Genomic DNA, 18,145 nt, shown 5'->3' on the forward strand with positions numbered 1-18,145 from the left:
AGTAAGCACGCAAGCGCAGCACAGCCAGCTCCACCTGCAAGGACACCAGAAACCATGAACGCCGACACCCGCACTTCCCAGGCCGCCGCCACCGCCGCCGCCCGCCACGACTCCAGCCGCGTCATCCATGCCCCCACCGGTAACCAGCTGCACTGCAAGAACTGGCTCATCGAAGCGGCCTATCGCATGATTCAGAACAATCTGGACCCCGCCGTAGCCGAGCGTCCGCAGGATCTGGTCGTTTACGGCGGCATCGGCCGCGCCGCGCGGGACTGGGCCAGTTACGACCAGATCCTGGCCAGTCTGCGCAAGCTCGAAGCCGACGAATCCCTCCTGGTCCAGTCCGGCAAGCCCGTCGGCGTCTTCAAAACCCATGAAAACGCCCCGCGCGTGCTCATTGCCAACTCCAATCTGGTGCCGCGCTGGGCCAACTGGGAACACTTCAACGAGCTCGATCGCAAGGGCCTCTTCATGTATGGCCAGATGACGGCTGGCAGCTGGATCTATATCGGCAGCCAAGGCATCGTTCAGGGCACCTTCGAGACTTTCGTCGAAGCCGGCCGCCAGCACTACGGCAACGATCTATCGGGAAAATGGATTCTGACTGCCGGCCTGGGAGGCATGGGGGGCGCGCAGCCGCTGGCCGCCACGCTGGCTGGCGCCGTCTCGCTCAACATCGAATGCCAGCAGCGCAGCATCGACTTTCGCCTGCGCACCCGCTATGTGGACAAGCAGGCCAAGGACATCGACCAGGCCATCGCGCTCATCGCGCAGCACACCGCCGCGAAACAGGCCGTTTCCATCGCGCTGCTGGGCAACGCGGCCGAGATCCTGCCCGAACTGGTCAGGCGCGCCCGCGCCGGCGGCATCAAACCGGACCTGGTCACCGACCAGACCTCGGCGCACGACCTCATCAACGGCTACCTACCCGCGGGCTGGACCGTGCAGCAATGGCGCGATGCCGCCGCCGACCCGGCGCGCCACGCAGAGCTCAAGGCCGCGGCTGCCCGCTCCTGCGTCGCGCATGTCCAGGCCATGCTCGACTTCCAGGCCATGGGCATCCCAACGGTGGACTACGGCAACAACATCCGCCAAGTGGCCTACGACGAGGGCGTGGCCAATGCCTTTGACTTCCCCGGTTTCGTGCCGGCCTACATCCGCCCGCTGTTCTGCGAAGGCAAGGGGCCCTTCCGCTGGGTGGCGCTGTCGGGCGACCCGCAGGACATTTACAAGACGGACGCCAAGATCAAGGAGCTCTTTCCCGATAACAAGCACACTCACCGCTGGCTGGACATGGCGCGCGAGCGCATCAGCTTCCAAGGGCTGCCCGCGCGCATCTGCTGGCTGGGACTGGGCGAGCGCCACAAGGCCGGCCTGGCGTTCAACGAAATGGTGCGCAAGGGCGAACTGAAGGCGCCCATCGTGATCGGCCGCGATCACCTGGACACCGGTTCGGTGGCCAGCCCCAACCGCGAAACAGAGGCGATGCGCGACGGCACCGACGCGGTGTCCGACTGGCCCCTGCTCAACGCGCTGCTCAACACCGCGGGCGGGGCCACCTGGGTCAGCCTGCACCACGGCGGCGGCGTGGGCATGGGCTATTCGCAGCACGCCGGCATGGTAATCGTATGCGACGGCACGCAGGAAGCCGACGCGCGTCTGGCCCGCGTGCTGTGGAACGACCCGGCCACCGGCGTCATGCGTCACGCCGACGCCGGCTACGACCAGGCCGTGCAGACGGCCAAAAGGCACAGGCTGAACCTGCCTATGGTGAAATAGAACGCGTCGGCCCAGACACCCGGGCCAGTATCGGCCCGAGCGCGCCCGAGGTACCGACATTCACAACAAGGGGATTCCATGCAAAACCGTCGCACCTTCCTGGCCCGCGCCCTGCTGGCCTGCAGCCTGACCCTGGCGAGCGCCGCGCCGGCCCTGGCCGCCGATCATGTCATCCGCATCGCCACCGACGCCACGTTCCCACCCATGGAGTTCGTCGAAAACGGCAAGATGACCGGCTTTGACATCGACCTCACCAACGCCCTGGCCAAGCAGATGGGCAAGACCGTGCAGTGGACCCAGATCGACTTCAAGGGCCTGATCCCGGGTGTGCTCTCGGGCCGCTTCGACATGGCGGTATCGGCCATCTACATCACGCCCGAACGCGCCAAAGTAGTGGATTTCGGCGACTCGTACTACGCCGGCGGGCTGGTGGTCATGGTCAAGAAGAACAACGACGCCATCAAGTCGATCGCCGACCTGGACGGCAAGAACGTCACCGTTCAGGTTGGAACCAAGTCGGTTGAATACCTCAAGACCCACTACCCCAGGATACACACCGTCGAGGTAGAGCAGAACGAGCAGATGTTCAACCTGGTCGAGATCGGCCGCGCCGACGCCGCGGTCACGGGCATGCCCGCAGCCTATCAATTCGCGCGCACCAAAGGCACGCTCAAAGTGCTGCCCAAGCCACTCACCACCGAAGCCTACGGCATGGCGGTTAGCAAAGGCGAACCCCAGCTCACGGCCGCGCTGAACAAGGCGCTCGCGCAACTCAAGGCCGACGGCACCTACGACAAGATCGTGCACAAGTGGCTCTCCAACGACAAATAAGGACGCGCCGATGCGCCTGGACTTCTCGCCGGTCCTCGCCGGCTGGCATGACCTGCTTCACGGCACGCTGATCACCGTGGCGGTCACGCTCGGCGCGCTGGCGCTGAGCTGCGTGCTGGGCTTGCTGATCGGCATTGGGCGGCTGTCTTCCGGCCACCGCATCGTCTACGGTTTCTGCACGGCCTACCTGGCCGTAATCCGCGGCACGCCCCTCCTGGTCCAGCTCTTTATCTGGTTCTTCGGCCTGCCTTACTTCGGCATACTGCTGCCGGCCTTTTTCTGCGGCGTGATCGGCATGGGCATGTACTCTGCGGCCTATGTCTCGGAGATCGTGCGCGGCGCCATCCAATCGGTCTCGGGCGGACAGCTGCAAGCCGCCCTATCCATCGGCATGACGCCGCGCAAGGCCATGCGTCACGTCATCCTGCCCCAGGCTTTCGTGCGTATGATCCCGCCGCTGGGCAATGAATTCATCGCACTCATTAAAAATTCGGCCCTGGTATCGCTCTTGACCATCCAGGATCTCATGCACGAAGGCCAGAAGATCATCAGCGTTTCCTATCGCTCGCTGGAGGTTTACCTGGTCATCGGCCTCGTGTATTTCGTGTTGACCGGCATCACGGCCTTGGCCTTGTACGGACTCGAAAGGCGCCTGCGCGCCGGAGGACTGGTGCGATGAGCCTGCAGCGATTCGACCGCGCCACCCTACCCGCGTCGCCCTGGAAGAACGGCGGCGGCGTCACCCGCGAGATCGCCTGCTGGCCACCGGGCGCAGGCATGGACGATTTCCAATGGCGGCTGAGTATTGCTGCCATCGCCGCCAGCGGCCCGTTCTCGGCGTTTGCGGGCGTGGACCGCATCATTACCCTGCTGGACGGACCGGGCGTGCGGCTGGCGTCAAGCGATGGCGCGATCGATCATGTGTTGAACCGGCCGCTCGAGCCTTTTCCTTTTCCCGGTGAAGCCATGATCCACGGCACCATGCTGGGCGCAGTGTCCAGCGACTTGAACGTCATGACGCGCAGGGCTTTGCTCGGTGCGGAAATAAAGGTGCTGCGCGCATCCGCATCGAGCGCGGCGTCCGCGCACGGTATGCTGCTGGCCGCGCAGGGCCGCTGGCATGCCCATGCCTCAACCAACACGACGCAGTACGGGCTCGAGCCTGGCCAGGGCGGCTGGTGGGCCGAGGAGAGCCTGGCCTGGCGGCTCGAGCCTCTCTGCGCCGATGCCGCCCTGATCTGCGTGCGCATGCACGCAACGGCCCAACCATGAGCCCGGCCAGGATGGATTTTTCCGCGCTGCCCGGCGCCGACGGCCTCTGGCACAACCTGCGTCTGATGCAGACCGACGGCTCGGTCCTGCCTGGCATGTGTCTGGTGGTGCGCGAGGGCAAGCTGGCCTGGATAGGTCTGGAGGCGATTCTGCCCATCGAACACGCCGAACTTCCCCGTCATGACGGCCAAGGCAGCCTGGCGACTGCGGGCCTGGTCGATTGCCACACTCACCTGGTGTACGGCGGCCAGCGTGCCAATGAATTCGCCATGCGCCTGGAAGGGGCCGATTACGAGACCATCGCCCGCAGCGGCGGAGGCATCGTCTCGACCGTGCGCGCCACGCGCGCAGCCAGCGAGGACGAACTCTACGCCAGCGCCGCGCCGCGCCTGCAAGCCCTGCTGGACGAGGGTGTCTGCGCCGTCGAAATCAAGTCCGGCTATGGCTTGGCGCTCGAACACGAGCGCAAGCAGTTGCGCGTGGTTCGCCGCCTCGGACTGGACTATGGCGTGACGGTGCGCGCCACCTTCCTCGGGGCCCACGCCCTGCCACCCGAGTACACAGACAGAAGCGGCGGCTACATCGACCTGGTCTGCGAGGAGATGCTGCCCGCCCTGGCCGCCGAAGGTCTGGTCGATGCGGTGGATGTGTTCTGCGAGCGTATCGCCTTTTCGCTGGCCGAAACCGAGCAAGTCTTTCGCACAGCCCAGTCCCTGGGCCTGCCCGTCAAACTGCATGCCGAACAGCTGTCCGACATGGATGGCGCGGCCCTGGCCGCGCGTTATCGAGCCCTGTCTTGCGACCATATCGAGCATCTGTCGCAGCAAGGCATAGACGCCATGAAAGCGGCCGGGACCGTGGCAGTGCTGCTGCCCGGCGCCTACTATGCGCTGCGCGATACACACCTGCCGCCCATTGCCGCACTGCGCGCGGCCGGCGTGCCCATGGCGGTGTCCACCGACCACAATCCTGGCACCTCGCCCGCGCTCAGCCTGCTGCTCATGGCCAATATGGCCTGTACGCTGTTTCGCCTGACAGTGCCGGAGGTCCTGGCGGGCATCACCCTGCATGCGGCGCGCGCCCTGGGCATCGCCGATACGCATGGCGCGCTGCACCTGGGCCGTCCCGCCAATTTCGTGCTGTGGTCGCTGCAAGAGCCCTCCGAGTTGGCCTATTGGTTCGGCCAGCGCCCGGTCCACGCCATCGTCCGCCAAGGACGCATAGCGACATCATGACGCAAATACACCAATTGCATGCGGCGCATGCGCTGTTGCCCGAAGGCTGGGCCGAGGACGTCCTGCTCGTCTGGAACGGAGCGGGCCAATTCACGTCCGTGCAAGCCGGTGTTCCCTGCCCGGCCAGCGCGGCGCACGCAAACGGACCGGTGCTGCCCGGCATGCCCAATCTGCATTCGCATGCCTTCCAGCGCGCCTTCGGCGGCCTGACCGAATACCGCGGTCAGGCGCAGGACAGCTTCTGGAGCTGGCGCACGCAGATGTACCGTTTCGCCGCGCAGATCACGCCCGAACTACTTGAGACCATCGCGACCTGGCTTTACGTGGAAATGCTACAAGCAGGCTATACCTCGGTCTGCGAATTCCACTACGTACATCACGATCGCGACGGCCAGCCCTATGCCGACCGCACCGAGCTCTCCCATGCACTGCTGCGCGCCGCCGAGTCTGCGGGCATCGGCCTGACCCTGCTGCCGGTGCTCTACCAGAGCGGCGGCTTCGGCGGCCAGCCACCGGGCGAGGGCCAGCGCCGCTTCCTCAATGAAACGCAGGCCATGCTCGACATGCTGGCCGCCCTGCGCCCGCTGTGCGCGGCGCAAGACGCGCGGCTGGGCCTGGCGCCCCATTCGCTGCGCGCCGTGCCGCCCCAGGCATTGGCCGAGGCCGTAGCCGGACTGCACGCGCAGGACGCAACCGCACCAGTGCATATCCACATCGCCGAGCAGACTGCAGAGGTCGACGCCTGCCTGGCCTGGAGCGACAGGCGTCCGGTGCGCTGGCTGCTGGAGCACATGCCGGTCGACGCGCGCTGGTGCCTGGTGCACGCCACGCACATGACACCGGACGAATACCGCGATGCCGCACATAGCCGGGCGGTGGCCGGACTGTGCCCCACCACCGAAGCCAATCTGGGCGACGGCATCTTCGACCTGCCCGCCTGGCAGGCCGCGGGCGGCGCCTGGGGCCTGGGCTCGGACAGCCATGCCACTGTGAACGCCGCAGAGGAATTGCTGATGCTGGAATACAGCCAACGGCTGGCCCTGCGCCAGCGCAATGTCGCCGCCAGCGCCAGGCATCCCGATGTCGCCACGCACATGATGCTTGCCGCCGTGCGCGGCGGCGCGCAGGCGTCGGGGCGTAAGATTGCAGGCCTGAACGCCGGAGAGCGCGCCGACTTTATTGTGCTCGACGCCGAGCATACGGCCCTGCGCGGCCTGCCCGCCTGCGCCATGCTGTCGGGCCATGTGTTCGCCAGCCATCGCACCTCCGCGGTCGACCGCGTGTTCTGCGGCGGCGTCGAACGCATCACGCGCGGCCGTCACGCTCTGCATGAACAGGCCGCTGCCGCATTCGCTCAGGCGCGCGCCCGGGTCATGCGCTCATAAGGCATCCGTGGGCCCCAGCGCGCCCGCTCAATTTTTTCATACAACTGCGTTCATCATGTCCATCACAGACCGCCCCGCCTTTCATTTTCATCAGGGCACCGAGCCGCTGCTGCTGTCCATGCCGCACTCCGGCACTTACATACCGCCGGGCATCGCTGCGCACCTGTCAGAGAACGCGCGACACGTACCCGACACGGACTGGCATCTGGAGCGGCTCTACGAGTTCGCCCGCCAGCTGGGCGCTTCGATCCTGGTGGCCACGCACTCGCGCTACGTCATCGATCTGAATCGTCCACCGGATGGCGCCAGTCTCTATCCCGGTCAGGCCACCACGGGCCTGTGCCCGACTAGCACCTTCGACGCCACGGCGGTCTACCGCAGCAAAGCGGACGAACCCGGCGACGCCGAGATCGCCGAGCGCCGCGAAACCGTGTGGTGCCCCTATCACGCCAAGCTCGAGCAAGAACTCAAACGCATACGCGCCGAGCATGGCGTTGCAGGCCTGTGGGATGCTCACTCCATCCGTTCTGTACTACCGCAATTCTTCGAAGGCAAATTGCCCGACCTGAACTTCGGCACCAACAGAGGCGCCACCTGCGACGCCGCCCTGACGCAGGCCCTCACCGCCGTCGCTGGCGAGGCTTCTGGCTATACGTGGGTACTGAACGGCCGCTATACCGGGGGCTACATCACCCGCCATTACGGCCGGCCGCTGGACGGCGTACACGCCGTCCAGCTCGAAATGTGCCAAAGCACCTACATGCAGGAAACGCCGCCCTTCGACTACCTGCCACACATGGCCGCCGGGATTCAGCCCCATCTGCAGCGCATGCTCCAGGCCATGCTGCACTTTCTGCGGAGCAAGGCGATATGAGCCACGCATTCATCGACGAATTGGGCGTCATCCTGGGCGACAAGGGCCTGCGCACCGGCCAGGACATCCCCCTGGCGCACTATACCGACTGGAGCGGCCACACGCCCACGCAGCCGCTGGCCCTGCTGCTGCCCGCCAGCACCGAAGAAGTCTCGCAAGTCCTGCGCGTCTGCAACGCGCATCGCGTTCCCGTCACGCCTCAGGGGGGCCTGACCGGCATGGCCGGCGGCGCCATCCCGGCGGCCGATACGGTCGCTTTGTCGCTTGCGCGCATGAGCGCCATCGAGTCCGTCGACGCATCCAGCGCCACGCTGCAGGTCCAGGCCGGCGCGACCTTGCAGTCCATACAGCAAGCCGCACGCGAAGTTGGCATGCTGTTCGGCGTGGACCTGGGCGCGCGCGGTTCCTGCCAGATCGGCGGCAACATCAGCACCAACGCCGGCGGCATGGAAGTCCTGCAGTACGGCATGATGCGCGAGCAGGTGCTGGGCCTGGAGGTCGTGCTGGCCGACGGCACCGTGCTGCCCATGCTGCGCCCCATGCTCAAGAACAATACCGGCTACGATCTCAAGCAGTGGTTCATCGGTTCGGAGGGCACGCTGGGCATCGTCACTCGCGCCCTGCTGCGACTGCGCCCCGCGCCGCGCAGCCGCGCCACCGCGCTGCTGGGCCTGCCCCGCTACGAAGCCGCGCTGGCTGTGCTGGGCCGGCTGCAGCAGTATTTTCCCGGGGCGTTGACCTCGTTCGAACTGATGTGGGACGATTTCTACGAAACCTCCCTGCAGTGGATGCAGGCCCGCTCGGCCATGGCCGACAAGCACCCGTTCTATGCGCTGATCGCCGTCATCGGCAACGACGCCGCCGCGCTGGCCGAACAGCTGCAGGACGCCTTGGGACTGGCCATGGATGCCGGCGACCTGTCCAATGCCGTCGTGGCGCAATCCGAAGCCCAGTCGGCGGCACTATGGCGCGTACGAGAGGCCCCGGCCGAATTCCCCACCCGCATGGATCCGATCAACTTCGACGTCAGCCTGCCCCTACCCAAGATAGGCGAGGTGGCCCAGGCCTGCGCGGACGAGATGCGCAGGCGCTGGCCAGGCCTGCCACAGCCGGTAATGCTGCGCTTCGGCCACATCGGCGACGGCAATCTGCATATCAGCGTCGATGCCCGCCACATCCCGGCTGCCAGCCGCGCGCAAGCCGAGCATATGGTCGACGAGCTGGTCTATACACGGGTGTCGGAAGCGGGCGGCAGCATCTCGGCCGAACACGGCATCGGCAGCATCAAACAGCCCTACCTGCCCGCCAGCCGCACTCCTGCCGAACTGACTGCCATGCGGGCGCTCAAGCAGGCGCTCGACCCGCACGGCCTGCTCAACCCCGGCAAAATCCTTGCGCAGCGGTAAGCACACCGCCAGATCGGCAATCAAGTCCCTCGCAGCCGCTCGTCCACGACCTCGATCCAGTGCCTGACCGGAACCTGCGTCCCGCTCTGCAGGTGTCCGATACACCCCATATTGGAAGAGACGATCACGTCGGGCCGGGCCTGCTCTAGGTGCGACAGCTTGCGGTCCCGCAAGGACAGCGACAGGTCTGGCTCGAGCACTGAATAAGCTCCCGCCGAGCCGCAGCACAAATGCGTTTCGGCAAAGGGCTGCAGCGCAAATCCCAGATCGGCCAGCAACGTCTCGCTCAGGGGCCGCAGCCCCTGCCAATGCTGCAAGGTGCACGGCGGATGAAACGCGGTGCGCGCATCGGTCGATGGCATGCGCGCCTTCAGTTCGGTCGCATGAGGCGCCACAACCTCAGCCACATCCTTGACCAAGGCCACGACGCGCGCCGCGCGTTCGGCATAGTCCGGATCTCCACGCAGATGGTGCGCATACTCCTTGACCATCGCACCACAGCCTGAAGCGTTCATCACGATAGCCTCGATCTGGCCGCGCTCGACCAGCGGCCACCACGCATCCACATTGGCGCGCATCTGCGCCAGCGCCTCGTCCTGCGCATCCAGATGAAAATTGATCGCGCCGCAACAACCGCCGCTCGATGCCACGCGCGCACCGATTCCGATCGCATCGAGCACGCGGATGGTGGCCGCGTCTATCGTGGGCATCATGGCCGGCTGCACGCAGCCGGCCAGCATCAGCACCTGGCGTTCATGGCGCGACGCGTCGGGCAGCACGCCGACCTCGCGCCGAGCCGGCACCTTGCGCCGTACTCCCGGCGGCAACAGGCTGCGCAGCGATTGCCCCAACCGCAAGGCCGGCGCGAACCAGGAAGAGTTCAGGCCCTTGCGCAGCATGAACCGCTGCAGGCGCTGCACCAGAGGCCGCGACACGCGCTCAGCCACCACCTTGCGGCCTATATCGACTAGATGGCCATATTGCACGCCCGACGGACAGGTCGCCTCGCAGTTGCGGCAGGTCAGGCAGCGGTCCAGGTGCTGCAGCGTTGCCACCGTCGGTTCGGCCCCCTCGAACACCTGCTTGATCAGATAGATGCGCCCGCGCGGGCTGTCCAGCTCGTCGCCCAGGACCTGATAGGTTGGACAGGTGGCCGAGCAAAAGCCGCAGTGCACGCAGCGGCGCAGGATGGCGTCCGCCTCCTTGCCCGGTTCGGTGTCTTGCGCCCAGGAAGCCAGATGGGTCTGCATTTAAAGCTCCGGATAGAGCCGGCCCGGATTGAACAGGCCTGATGGATCGAGTTCCTGCTTGAGCCGCCGCGTGATCGTGGCCACGCCCGGCGGCAAGGGATGGAAGACCCCGCCCTCGGGTTCGCCCCCCTCAGCGGCACGAAACAGCGTCGCATGGCCGCCTGCGCGCTCGGCCGCCGCGCGCAATGCATTGGCGTCGGCCGAACCGCTGAACCAGCGCTGCGCGCCGCCCCACTCAAGCAGCATCGGCCCGCAGTCCAGGGAGGGCACCGTCGGCGGCAGCGCCACGCGCCACAAAGGCCGTTCGCGATCGAAAAAGTCATGGGTCTGTTCGCGCAGGCTGCGCCACCAGGCGCGGGCATCGCCCAGATCGTCGCCACCGATACGCGCCACGGCAGCCCGCACAGCGGGCGGCGCGCCGGACAGGCGCACGGCCAGCCTCCCCCCGCCGGAGGCGACCTCGTCCGGCATCCAGGCCGATGCCGAGATCGGCAACGGCTGGCTGCGCCAATCCGTGAAAAGCTTCAAGGCCTCGTCCTGGGTCGCTTCGAGCACACGCGTGGATTCTTCGAGCGGACGCGGCAACACTTTGAGCGAGACTTCCAGCAGCGCACCGAAGATACCCAGGGAGCCGGCCATCAGACGCGACACATCGTAGCCGGCCACATTCTTCATGACCTCGCCACCAAAGGAGGTCAGATTGCCCTGCGCATCCAGCACGCGCACCCCCAACACGAAGTCGCGCACACTGCCCGCGGCCATGCGGCGCGGACCCGCCAGGCCCGCCGCCACGCAACCGCCCACCGTCGCGGCGGCGCCGAAATGCGGCGGTTCGAAAGCCAGCATCTGCCCGCTGCGCTCCAGCTCGGACTCGAGCTCGGCCAGCGGCGTGCCGGCGCGGGCCGTCACCACCAGCTCGGACGGGTGATAGTTGACGATGCCGCGATAGACGGTCATGTCGAGCTGATAGTGCTCGTCCTGAGGCAGCAGGGCCCGGTGATTGCCGTAGAACGATTTAGTTCCACCGCCGGTAATGAACAGGGATTTCTTGGCGGCACGCGCCGTCAAAACCTGCTCGGCCAGCTCGGACAGTACGAATTCCATGCCGCCCCCTAGAAGCGGCTCAAGTCGGGAAACATCATTTCGCCGCCATGCACGTGCATCTTGCCGTATTCGGCGCAACGCGCCAGCGTCGGTATGACTTTCTCGGGATTGAGCAGCATGGGCGGATCGAAAGCCTTCTTGATTGCGGTGAAGGTATCGAGCTCGTCCCGCGTGAATTGCACGCACATCTGATTTATCTTCTCCATGCCCACACCGTGCTCTCCAGTCACGGTTCCTCCCACCTGCACGCACAACTCGAGAATGGCGGCGCCGAACTTGTCGGCACGTTCGACCTCCTCGGGCTTGTTCGAGTCGAACATGATCAAGGGATGCAGATTGCCATCCCCCGCATGAAACACGTTGGCGCAGCGCAGGCCGTAGTCGTCTTCCATCTGCTCGATGGCAGTCAGCACCCGTGCCAGATGACGGCGCGGAATGGTCCCATCCATGCAGTAGTAATCGGGCGACACCCTGCCAGCGGCGGGAAAGGCGTTCTTGCGGCCGGCCCAGAACCGCAGGCGCTCGGCCTCGCTGCCCGAAATCTGACAGCGCGTGGAGCCCGCTTCACGAAACAGCGCCTCGATTCGCTCGATCTCGTGGGCGACCTCCTCGGGCGTGCCGTCGGACTCGCACAGCAAGATGGCCTGCGCATCCAGGTCGTAGCCGGCCTTCACGAAAGGCTCAACCATGTGTACCGAGGGACGATCCATCATCTCCAGGCCAGCAGGAATGATACCTGCGGCAATCACCTGGGTGACCGCGCGGCCGGCCGCCTCCACGCTGGGAAAGCTCGCCATCACCACCTGCGCGCAGGCCGGCTTGGGTATCAGCTTGACCGTCACTTCGGTGACGATGCCCAGCATGCCTTCCGAACCGATGAATACCGACAGCAGGTCCACACCCGGCGCGTCAGGCGCCTCGGAACCCAGCTCCACCACGTCGCCCTCGATGGTCACCATGCGCACCCGCAGCACGTTATGCACGGTCAGTCCGTATTTGAGACAGTGCACGCCGCCGGAGTTCTCGGCCACGTTGCCGCCGATCGAGCAGGCGATCTGGCTGGAAGGATCGGGCGCATAGTACAGGCCATATGGCGCAGCCGCCTCGGATATGGCCAGATTGCGCACGCCGGACTCGACCACGGCCACGCAGGCTTGGCGGTCGATACGCTTGATGCGGTTGAGCTTGGACAGTCCAATCAACACGCCGCGCTCGTGCGGCAAGGCGCCGCCCGACAGGCCCGTGCCCGCGCCGCGCGGCACCAGCGGCACGTTCATGCGCTTGCACAGTTTGAGCACCGCGCAGACTTGCGCCTCATTCTCGGGCAGCACCACCGCCGCGGGCAGACAGCGGTATAGCGGTAGACCGTCGCATTCATAGGGCCGGGTTTCTTCTGCTCGAAACAGCACACAATGCGCAGGCAAAATACGACGCAGCGCCTCGATCAGAGGCACTGCCGAATGGGAATCCGACCCGGGAGCCAGGCCGCTATCGACGACGGTATTCATGGGCAAACACAATAAGCGGGACGCACCCTGACGCCCACCGGGACAAACCCGCAAGAAGCGACAGGCAAGGCCGGGAGGCGACCATCACCAAGCGATGATCTTGCCCGGATTAAGGATATTGTTGGGATCGAAGGCATGCTTGAGGCTACGCATCAGCGCCAGCGCGGCCTCGCCATGCTCCTCCAGCATGAACTGCATCTTGTGCAGGCCTACGCCATGCTCGCCCGTGCAGGTCCCGTCAGCCGCGATAGCTCGGCGCACCAGGCTGTGGTTGATGACCTCGGACTCCCGCCATTCCTGCTCGCTGTCGGGGTCGAGCATCATCAGCACATGGAAATTGCCATCGCCCACATGCCCCAGGATGATGGAGGGGAAGCTGGCGCGCGCCAGGTCGTCGGCCGTCTCGCGCACGCAGTCGGCCAGGCGCGAAATGGGTACGCACACGTCGGTGGTGCTGGCGCGGCAGCCCGGGCGCAGCTGCACGCCCGCGAAGTAGGCGTTGTGACGCGCCGTCCACAGCCGGCTGCGATCTTCCGGGCGTTCGGCCCATTCGAAATCCTGCCCGCCATTCTCCGCCGTGATCTCCTGCACCGTCTGAGCCTGCTCCTGCACCCCAGCGGGACTACCGTGAAACTCGAACACCAACATGGGCGTCTCGCGCAGCGTGAGCTTGCTGTGCAGGTTGACTGCACGCACCGCGGCGGCGTCCATGAACTCCACGCGCGCGATCGGCACGCCCATCTGAATGATTTCAATCACGCTCTTGACCGCGGCATCCAGCGTGGGAAAGTTGCATACGGCCGCCGACACGGCCTCCGGTTGAGGATACAGCCGCACGGTTACCTCGGTGATGATGCCCAGCGTGCCTTCACTGCCCACAAAAATGCGCGTCAGGTCGTAGCCGGCGGAGGACTTGCGCGCCCGGCCCGCGGTCTTCACGATACGGCCGTCGGCCGTAACCACGGTTAGCGACATCACGTTCTCACGCATGGTGCCGTAGCGCACGGCGTTGGTACCCGATGCGCGCGTGGCCGACATGCCACCCAGGCTCGCGTCGGCGCCCGGATCGATCGGAAAAAACAGACCCGTGGAGCGGATTTCGTCGTTGAGCTGCTTACGCGTCACGCCCGCCTGCACCGTTGCCGTCAGGTCCTCGGCATTGACGGCCAGCACCCGGTTCATCTGCGACAGATCCAGGCTGATGCCGCCCTGTACGGCCAGCAGATGGCCTTCGAGCGAGGAACCGACGCCATAGGGAATGAGCGGGACGCGATGTGCGTTGCACAGCCTGGCCACCTCGGCGACCTCTTCGGTGCTGTGTGCGAAGACCACGGCTTCCGGCGGCACAGGCATATAGGGCGACTCATCCTTGCCGTGGTGCTCGCGCACCGCCGCCGCGACGGAAAACCGTTCGCCGAAACGGGCACGCAAGGCCTCCAGACAGGCTGGGGCAATGGGACGGCGCAAGGTCTCGGGATGATGGGGAGCATTCATGATGGGCAGGTGTCTCTATTTGTTCTGAATCATGGTTCGCACTACGCCTGTGCATCTTAACCCCGCCCCGCGGCAAGGCGGCAACTGCCCAAGGCCCTGACCTGCATGGCCCGTATCCGCGCCACGGCGGGGGCATCGCTCAGCGTGGCCTCGTAGATCGCCCCCAGGTCGCGGGGCAGCAGGGTGCGCGATGCGCCGTCCAGATAAACCATGCGGCCGGACGGATAAAACCGCGCCGACAGATCGCGGCGCACGCCCGGGTCTTGCAAAGGCAAGCGCTGCAGGTCGATCATGACCAAGTAAAAAAGTGTCGCAAAATCGTAATAGACATTGCCCGACAGCAGCTTCAGATCGATGTTCAGCGCCATCACTGCTGCCGGGTCGCCGGCGATATAGCGCGTAATCCGGCCCTGCGCGTCGACGACGGCTGTGCATCCGTGGGGCCGATGTGATGGAAACCCCAGGTGGTCAAAATTCCTGGTCGTTCAGGCCGGTAAACGACCCGGCGCAGGTGTAATGCAGTTCTTCATTCAGGTATACCTTTCACATCGCCATGTAAACGCCCGTCACCGCTGTCATGGTCGGATCGTTGCCGCCCGACTTGGGGTCGAGCCGTCCGGCTATGCCCGATTCAATACCGGTCACGCGATCATTACAGGCGCCCAGCGCCAGGCCGCGCTAGCGCAACAGCATATTACGGAACAAGGCCCTCCCTGATGCCAAACGCGTGCCGTCAATGAAATGGACAGACATTTCGGCGGTAGCGAAATCCCTCGGGAAAAATGACTGACATTGTGTCTTTATGCAGGCAGAAGTAAACCAGGCGCGATTTTGCGCGCCCGATATCTGCCGACCGGGCCGCTCACTTACCAGCGACCACTCCCACCGCCAGGCGACGCGCGCGCACGGCATCGGCCAAGCGCTGCAGCACCTCGCGGGTGCGGTCCCAGTCGATGCAGCCGTCGGTTACGCTCTGGCCGTATACCAGCGGCTGACCCGACACGTGGTCCTGCCGTCCGGCGACCAGATGGCTTTCGATCATCACGCCTGCGATGCGGCTTTCGCCATGCTCCATCTGCTGCGCCACATCGTCCATGACCAGCGGCTGGTTCTGGGGATTCTTGCTGCTGTTGGCGTGGCTGGCATCGATCATGATGCGCTGGGCCAGGCCGGACTTGGCCATTTCCTGGCAGGCGGCCTCGACGCTGGCGGCATCGTAATTGGGCGTTTTTCCGCCGCGCAGAATCACATGGCAGTCCTCATTGCCTGCGGTCGAGACAATGGCGGAATGCCCCCCCTTGGTCACGGACAGGAAATGATGCGGCTGCGAAGCGGCCTTGATGGCATCGACGGCGATTTTCACGTTACCGTCGGTGCCATTCTTGAATCCGACCGGGCATGACAGTCCCGACGCCAGTTCGCGGTGTACCTGGCTCTCGGTGGTACGCGCGCCGATCGCCCCCCAGGACACCAGATCGGCAATGTATTGCGGCGTGATCATATCCAGGTATTCGCAGCCGGCTGGCAGGCCCAGGCTGTTGATCTGCAAAAGCAGCTCGCGTGCCACCCGCACGCCTTTGTTGATATTGAAACTGCCGTCCAGGTCGGGATCGTTGATCAGGCCCTTCCAGCCCACCGTGGTGCGCGGCTTCTCGAAATACACGCGCATCACGATCTCCAGCTCCGGAGCCAGGCGGTCGCGCTCGGCCTTGAGCCGGCCGGCGTATTCCAGCGCGGCCTTGGTGTCGTGGATGGAGCAAGGGCCGACGACCACGATAAGACGGTCGTCCATGCCGTGCAGGATGCGATGCAAGGCGCGCCGCGCCTCGTACACCGTGGCGGAAACCTCGGGCGTAGCCGCAAACTCTCGCATCACATGCGCGGGCGGATTGAGCTCCTTGATTTCACGGATACGAAGGTCATCGGTATTGTGCGACACGGGTTTGCTCCAAGAATGTGTGTGCGGATTGGGGCTGGGCTTGACCGCCAGCCTGCCGGCGGCAATAAAAAAGCCGCCAGGTTCGCTGGCGGCTTTGGGGAATTCTTGCTGTTTTCAGCTTGAACGCGACCCTTCCTCCGCCAGCGGCTTCAGAAAATAAAAGTAAAAATAAAAGGCGGGGATCGCGAATTTCATGTGAACGACTCTAGCACATAAATTCCTGGCCTGACAAATCGCGCTTTAGTCGAGCTTGAATTGGCCCACAGCCTGGGCCAGGCTCAGCGCCTGGTCGCGCAGCGCCACCGTCGCAGCCGTCGATTGCTCCACCAGTGCTGCGTTCTGCTGCACCATTTCGTCGAGCTGGCTCACGGCGCGGTTCACTTCCTGGATGCCGCGCGTCTGCTCTCCCGCCGCGCTCGTGACCTCGGAGATTATGGTCGTGACGTTGCCCACGTTCTGCACGATTTCGTTCATCGTCTCGCCCGCGCGGCGCACCTGCTGCGAACCCGAGGTAACGCTGGTCACCGTCGATTCGATCAGATCCTTGATTTCCTTGGCTGCCTGGGCGCTGCGCTGCGCAAGGTTGCGCACCTCGCCCGCCACCACGGCGAAACCGCGTCCTTGCTCGCCCGCGCGCGCCGCCTCCACGGCGGCATTCAGCGCAAGAATGTTGGTCTGGAACGCAATACCGTCGATCACGCCGATGATGTCCGCGATCTTGACCGATGCCCCCTCAATCTCGGCCATGGTACTCACCACGTCGCCGATGACAGCGCCGCCGCGCGAGGCCACCTGCGAGGCCGCTGCCGCAGTCGTGTCGGCCTGTTGCGCCGCATTGGCCGACTGCGCCACCGTCGCCGTGATCTGCTCCATCGACGCCGCCGTCTGCTCCAGGCTTGCCGCCGCCGATTCGGTGCGGCTGGACAGATCCACGTTGCCTGCGGCGATCTCGTCGCTCGCGTTACGCACGGACTCGCTCGCGACGCGGATCTGGCGCATCACATTGCGCAGCTTGGTCATGAAAGCGTTGAACGAGCGCGCGATCTGAGCAACCTCATCGCCCCCCTCGTCGGGCAGACGTCGCGTCAGGTCGCCTTCGCCCGCGCTGATGTCGTCCATGGCATTGCGCACCCGCGAAAGACGCTTGAACGAGACAGCCGTCGCCGTCGCCACGATCACTGCAGCTGCGATCACGATCACAACAAGCGTGATCAGCGAAGTCGTCAGCAAAGAGCGCATGCCCGCCGTCGCATCGGCCTGATCGAAGGCGACGATCACGTGCCAGTCAGTACCCGTTATGGGTTTGGCGCTCATCAGCTTGATCTTGCCGTCCACTTTGACCGGCACCGGCTGCTTGGATGTGTACAGCGAGGCGAGACGGTCGCCGGTCAACTCGGGCGCCAGCGCCGAGATCGGCTTGAGCGTGAGCTTGGCATCCGGGTGCGCGACGATCTTGCCGCTGTTGTCGACCAACATGCCAAAGCTGGCCGGCGTAGGGTGGACCGAGCGCACATTGGCAATCACGCTATCCATCGTGACATCACCTCCGATCACGGCCTTCGCTAAGTTGCCTTGCATCACCGGTACGGCAAAGGACACCACCAGCTTGCCAGTACCCGCATCGACATAGGGCGGTGTAACGATCACCTTGCCCGCTTGGATGGCTTGTTTGTACCAGGGCCGCACGGTCGGGTTGTAGCCTGCCGGAATACCGGTGGCATCGGTGAACTTCGCAGTCCCGTTGGCGTAGCCGATATAGACGTTGCTGAAGCCGCCCGCCGCCGCGACTTGCTTGAACATTGGCAGCGGATCGGCCGCATTCGCCCCTACGTCCTGCAGCGACGAGATCATCTGCTCGTGTATGCCGATCCAGTCGTCGATACCTTCGGCGTGGCTTTCGGCCACGGCCTGGAGCGTGTCGTTTACCGAATCACTGTTGTGCAGATTCGCGACGTAATAGTTCAGCGCGGTATTGGCGCCAAGGGCAATCACGACGATGGCAACTGCCAGCGCGACAATGCGTGCACGTATGGTGGAGAACATGATGAGCGCCCTGGGTAAAAAATGA

Annotated in this window: 14 protein-coding genes and 1 pseudogene; 8 read left to right on the top strand and 7 right to left on the bottom strand. The window is 64.9% G+C overall.

The window, feature by feature from the left end; genetic code table 11:
• Nucleotides 1–54: 54 nt before the first annotated feature.
• From hutU to H143_RS0116565, 8 genes are all read left to right on the top strand, one after another.
• Nucleotides 55–1,779 carry a urocanate hydratase gene (hutU, locus tag H143_RS0116530; protein ID WP_019939376.1) on the top strand — a complete coding sequence of 575 codons (1,725 nt, stop codon included), beginning with the start codon at nt 55–57 and terminating at the stop codon, nt 1,777–1,779.
• Nucleotides 1,780–1,857: 78 nt separating this feature from the next.
• Nucleotides 1,858–2,610: a transporter substrate-binding domain-containing protein gene (locus H143_RS0116535; RefSeq protein ID WP_019939377.1), complete on the top strand. Its 753-nt coding sequence runs from the start codon at nt 1,858–1,860 to the stop codon at nt 2,608–2,610.
• Nucleotides 2,611–2,620: 10 nt separating this feature from the next.
• Nucleotides 2,621–3,289 carry an amino acid ABC transporter permease gene (locus H143_RS0116540; RefSeq protein ID WP_019939378.1) on the top strand — a complete coding sequence of 223 codons (669 nt, stop codon included), beginning with the start codon at nt 2,621–2,623 and terminating at the stop codon, nt 3,287–3,289.
• Nucleotides 3,286–3,882, top strand: a complete 597-nt coding sequence (locus H143_RS0116545; protein WP_019939379.1) for a HutD family protein — start codon at nt 3,286–3,288, stop codon at nt 3,880–3,882. Before H143_RS0116540 ends, H143_RS0116545 begins: the two co-directional genes overlap by 4 nt.
• A gap of 11 nt (nt 3,883–3,893) precedes the next feature.
• A complete protein-coding gene (gene hutI, locus H143_RS0116550; protein WP_019939380.1) occupies nt 3,894–5,117 on the top strand; it encodes an imidazolonepropionase in 1,224 nt (407 codons plus the stop codon).
• Nucleotides 5,114–6,502, top strand: coding sequence for a formimidoylglutamate deiminase (locus tag H143_RS0116555; RefSeq protein WP_019939381.1), 1,389 nt, complete (start codon nt 5,114–5,116; stop codon nt 6,500–6,502). Before hutI ends, H143_RS0116555 begins: the two co-directional genes overlap by 4 nt.
• A gap of 55 nt (nt 6,503–6,557) precedes the next feature.
• On the top strand, nt 6,558–7,376 hold the full coding sequence (hutG, locus tag H143_RS0116560; RefSeq protein WP_019939382.1) for an N-formylglutamate deformylase: 819 nt from the start codon (nt 6,558–6,560) through the stop codon (nt 7,374–7,376).
• Entirely contained in the window at nt 7,373–8,782 is a 1,410-nt protein-coding gene (locus H143_RS0116565) for an FAD-binding oxidoreductase (protein ID WP_019939383.1), read from the top strand. The genes hutG and H143_RS0116565 overlap by 4 nt, the downstream gene beginning before the upstream one ends.
• A gap of 20 nt (nt 8,783–8,802) precedes the next feature.
• Here H143_RS0116565 and glcF read toward each other — a convergent pair whose 3' ends face one another.
• The 7 genes and pseudogenes from glcF to H143_RS0116605 all read right to left on the bottom strand — a co-directional run bounded on the left by glcF (nt 8,803) and on the right by H143_RS0116605 (nt 18,120).
• Complete coding sequence (gene glcF, locus H143_RS0116570) at nt 8,803–10,032, bottom strand: glycolate oxidase subunit GlcF (RefSeq protein ID WP_019939384.1); 1,230 nt, start codon at nt 10,030–10,032, stop codon at nt 8,803–8,805.
• Nucleotides 10,033–11,136, bottom strand: a complete 1,104-nt coding sequence (gene glcE, locus H143_RS0116575) for a glycolate oxidase subunit GlcE (protein ID WP_019939385.1) — start codon at nt 11,134–11,136, stop codon at nt 10,033–10,035.
• A gap of 8 nt (nt 11,137–11,144) precedes the next feature.
• Nucleotides 11,145–12,644 carry an FAD-linked oxidase C-terminal domain-containing protein gene (locus H143_RS0116580; protein ID WP_019939386.1) on the bottom strand — a complete coding sequence of 500 codons (1,500 nt, stop codon included), beginning with the start codon at nt 12,642–12,644 and terminating at the stop codon, nt 11,145–11,147.
• 84 nt (nt 12,645–12,728) lie between these two features.
• Complete coding sequence (locus H143_RS0116585) at nt 12,729–14,138, bottom strand: FAD-binding oxidoreductase (protein WP_019939387.1); 1,410 nt, start codon at nt 14,136–14,138, stop codon at nt 12,729–12,731.
• 56 nt (nt 14,139–14,194) lie between these two features.
• Nucleotides 14,195–14,858: pseudogene (locus H143_RS23030) on the bottom strand (peptidase S1); the annotation flags it as partial.
• A 142-nt stretch (nt 14,859–15,000) separates the two neighbouring features.
• Nucleotides 15,001–16,077 carry a 3-deoxy-7-phosphoheptulonate synthase AroG gene (gene aroG, locus H143_RS0116595; RefSeq protein ID WP_019939389.1) on the bottom strand — a complete coding sequence of 359 codons (1,077 nt, stop codon included), beginning with the start codon at nt 16,075–16,077 and terminating at the stop codon, nt 15,001–15,003.
• 240 nt (nt 16,078–16,317) lie between these two features.
• Complete coding sequence (locus tag H143_RS0116605; protein WP_019939390.1) at nt 16,318–18,120, bottom strand: methyl-accepting chemotaxis protein; 1,803 nt, start codon at nt 18,118–18,120, stop codon at nt 16,318–16,320.
• Nucleotides 18,121–18,145: the final 25 nt, after the last annotated feature.

Origin of the sequence: Bordetella sp. FB-8 (genome assembly GCF_000382185.1) — a bacterium.
Lineage (GTDB): Bacteria > Pseudomonadota > Gammaproteobacteria > Burkholderiales > Burkholderiaceae_B > Bordetella.

What these genes read in the sequence shown, in the direction of transcription:
- H143_RS0116605 (WP_019939390.1), bottom strand. Translation starts at nt 18,120, where the DNA reads ATGTTCTCCACCATACGTGCACGCATTGTCGCGCTGGCAGTTGCCATC.
- H143_RS0116585 (WP_019939387.1), bottom strand. Translation starts at nt 14,138, where the DNA reads ATGAATGCTCCCCATCATCCCGAGACCTTGCGCCGTCCCATTGCCCCA.
- H143_RS0116565 (WP_019939383.1), top strand. Translation starts at nt 7,373, where the DNA reads ATGAGCCACGCATTCATCGACGAATTGGGCGTCATCCTGGGCGACAAG.
- H143_RS0116555 (WP_019939381.1), top strand. Translation starts at nt 5,114, where the DNA reads ATGACGCAAATACACCAATTGCATGCGGCGCATGCGCTGTTGCCCGAA.
- glcF (WP_019939384.1), bottom strand. Translation starts at nt 10,032, where the DNA reads ATGCAGACCCATCTGGCTTCCTGGGCGCAAGACACCGAACCGGGCAAG.
- H143_RS0116535 (WP_019939377.1), top strand. Translation starts at nt 1,858, where the DNA reads ATGCAAAACCGTCGCACCTTCCTGGCCCGCGCCCTGCTGGCCTGCAGC.
- hutG (WP_019939382.1), top strand. Translation starts at nt 6,558, where the DNA reads ATGTCCATCACAGACCGCCCCGCCTTTCATTTTCATCAGGGCACCGAG.
- H143_RS0116540 (WP_019939378.1), top strand. Translation starts at nt 2,621, where the DNA reads ATGCGCCTGGACTTCTCGCCGGTCCTCGCCGGCTGGCATGACCTGCTT.
- glcE (WP_019939385.1), bottom strand. Translation starts at nt 11,136, where the DNA reads ATGGAATTCGTACTGTCCGAGCTGGCCGAGCAGGTTTTGACGGCGCGT.
- hutU (WP_019939376.1), top strand. Translation starts at nt 55, where the DNA reads ATGAACGCCGACACCCGCACTTCCCAGGCCGCCGCCACCGCCGCCGCC.
- H143_RS0116580 (WP_019939386.1), bottom strand. Translation starts at nt 12,644, where the DNA reads ATGAATACCGTCGTCGATAGCGGCCTGGCTCCCGGGTCGGATTCCCAT.
- hutI (WP_019939380.1), top strand. Translation starts at nt 3,894, where the DNA reads ATGGATTTTTCCGCGCTGCCCGGCGCCGACGGCCTCTGGCACAACCTG.
- H143_RS0116545 (WP_019939379.1), top strand. Translation starts at nt 3,286, where the DNA reads ATGAGCCTGCAGCGATTCGACCGCGCCACCCTACCCGCGTCGCCCTGG.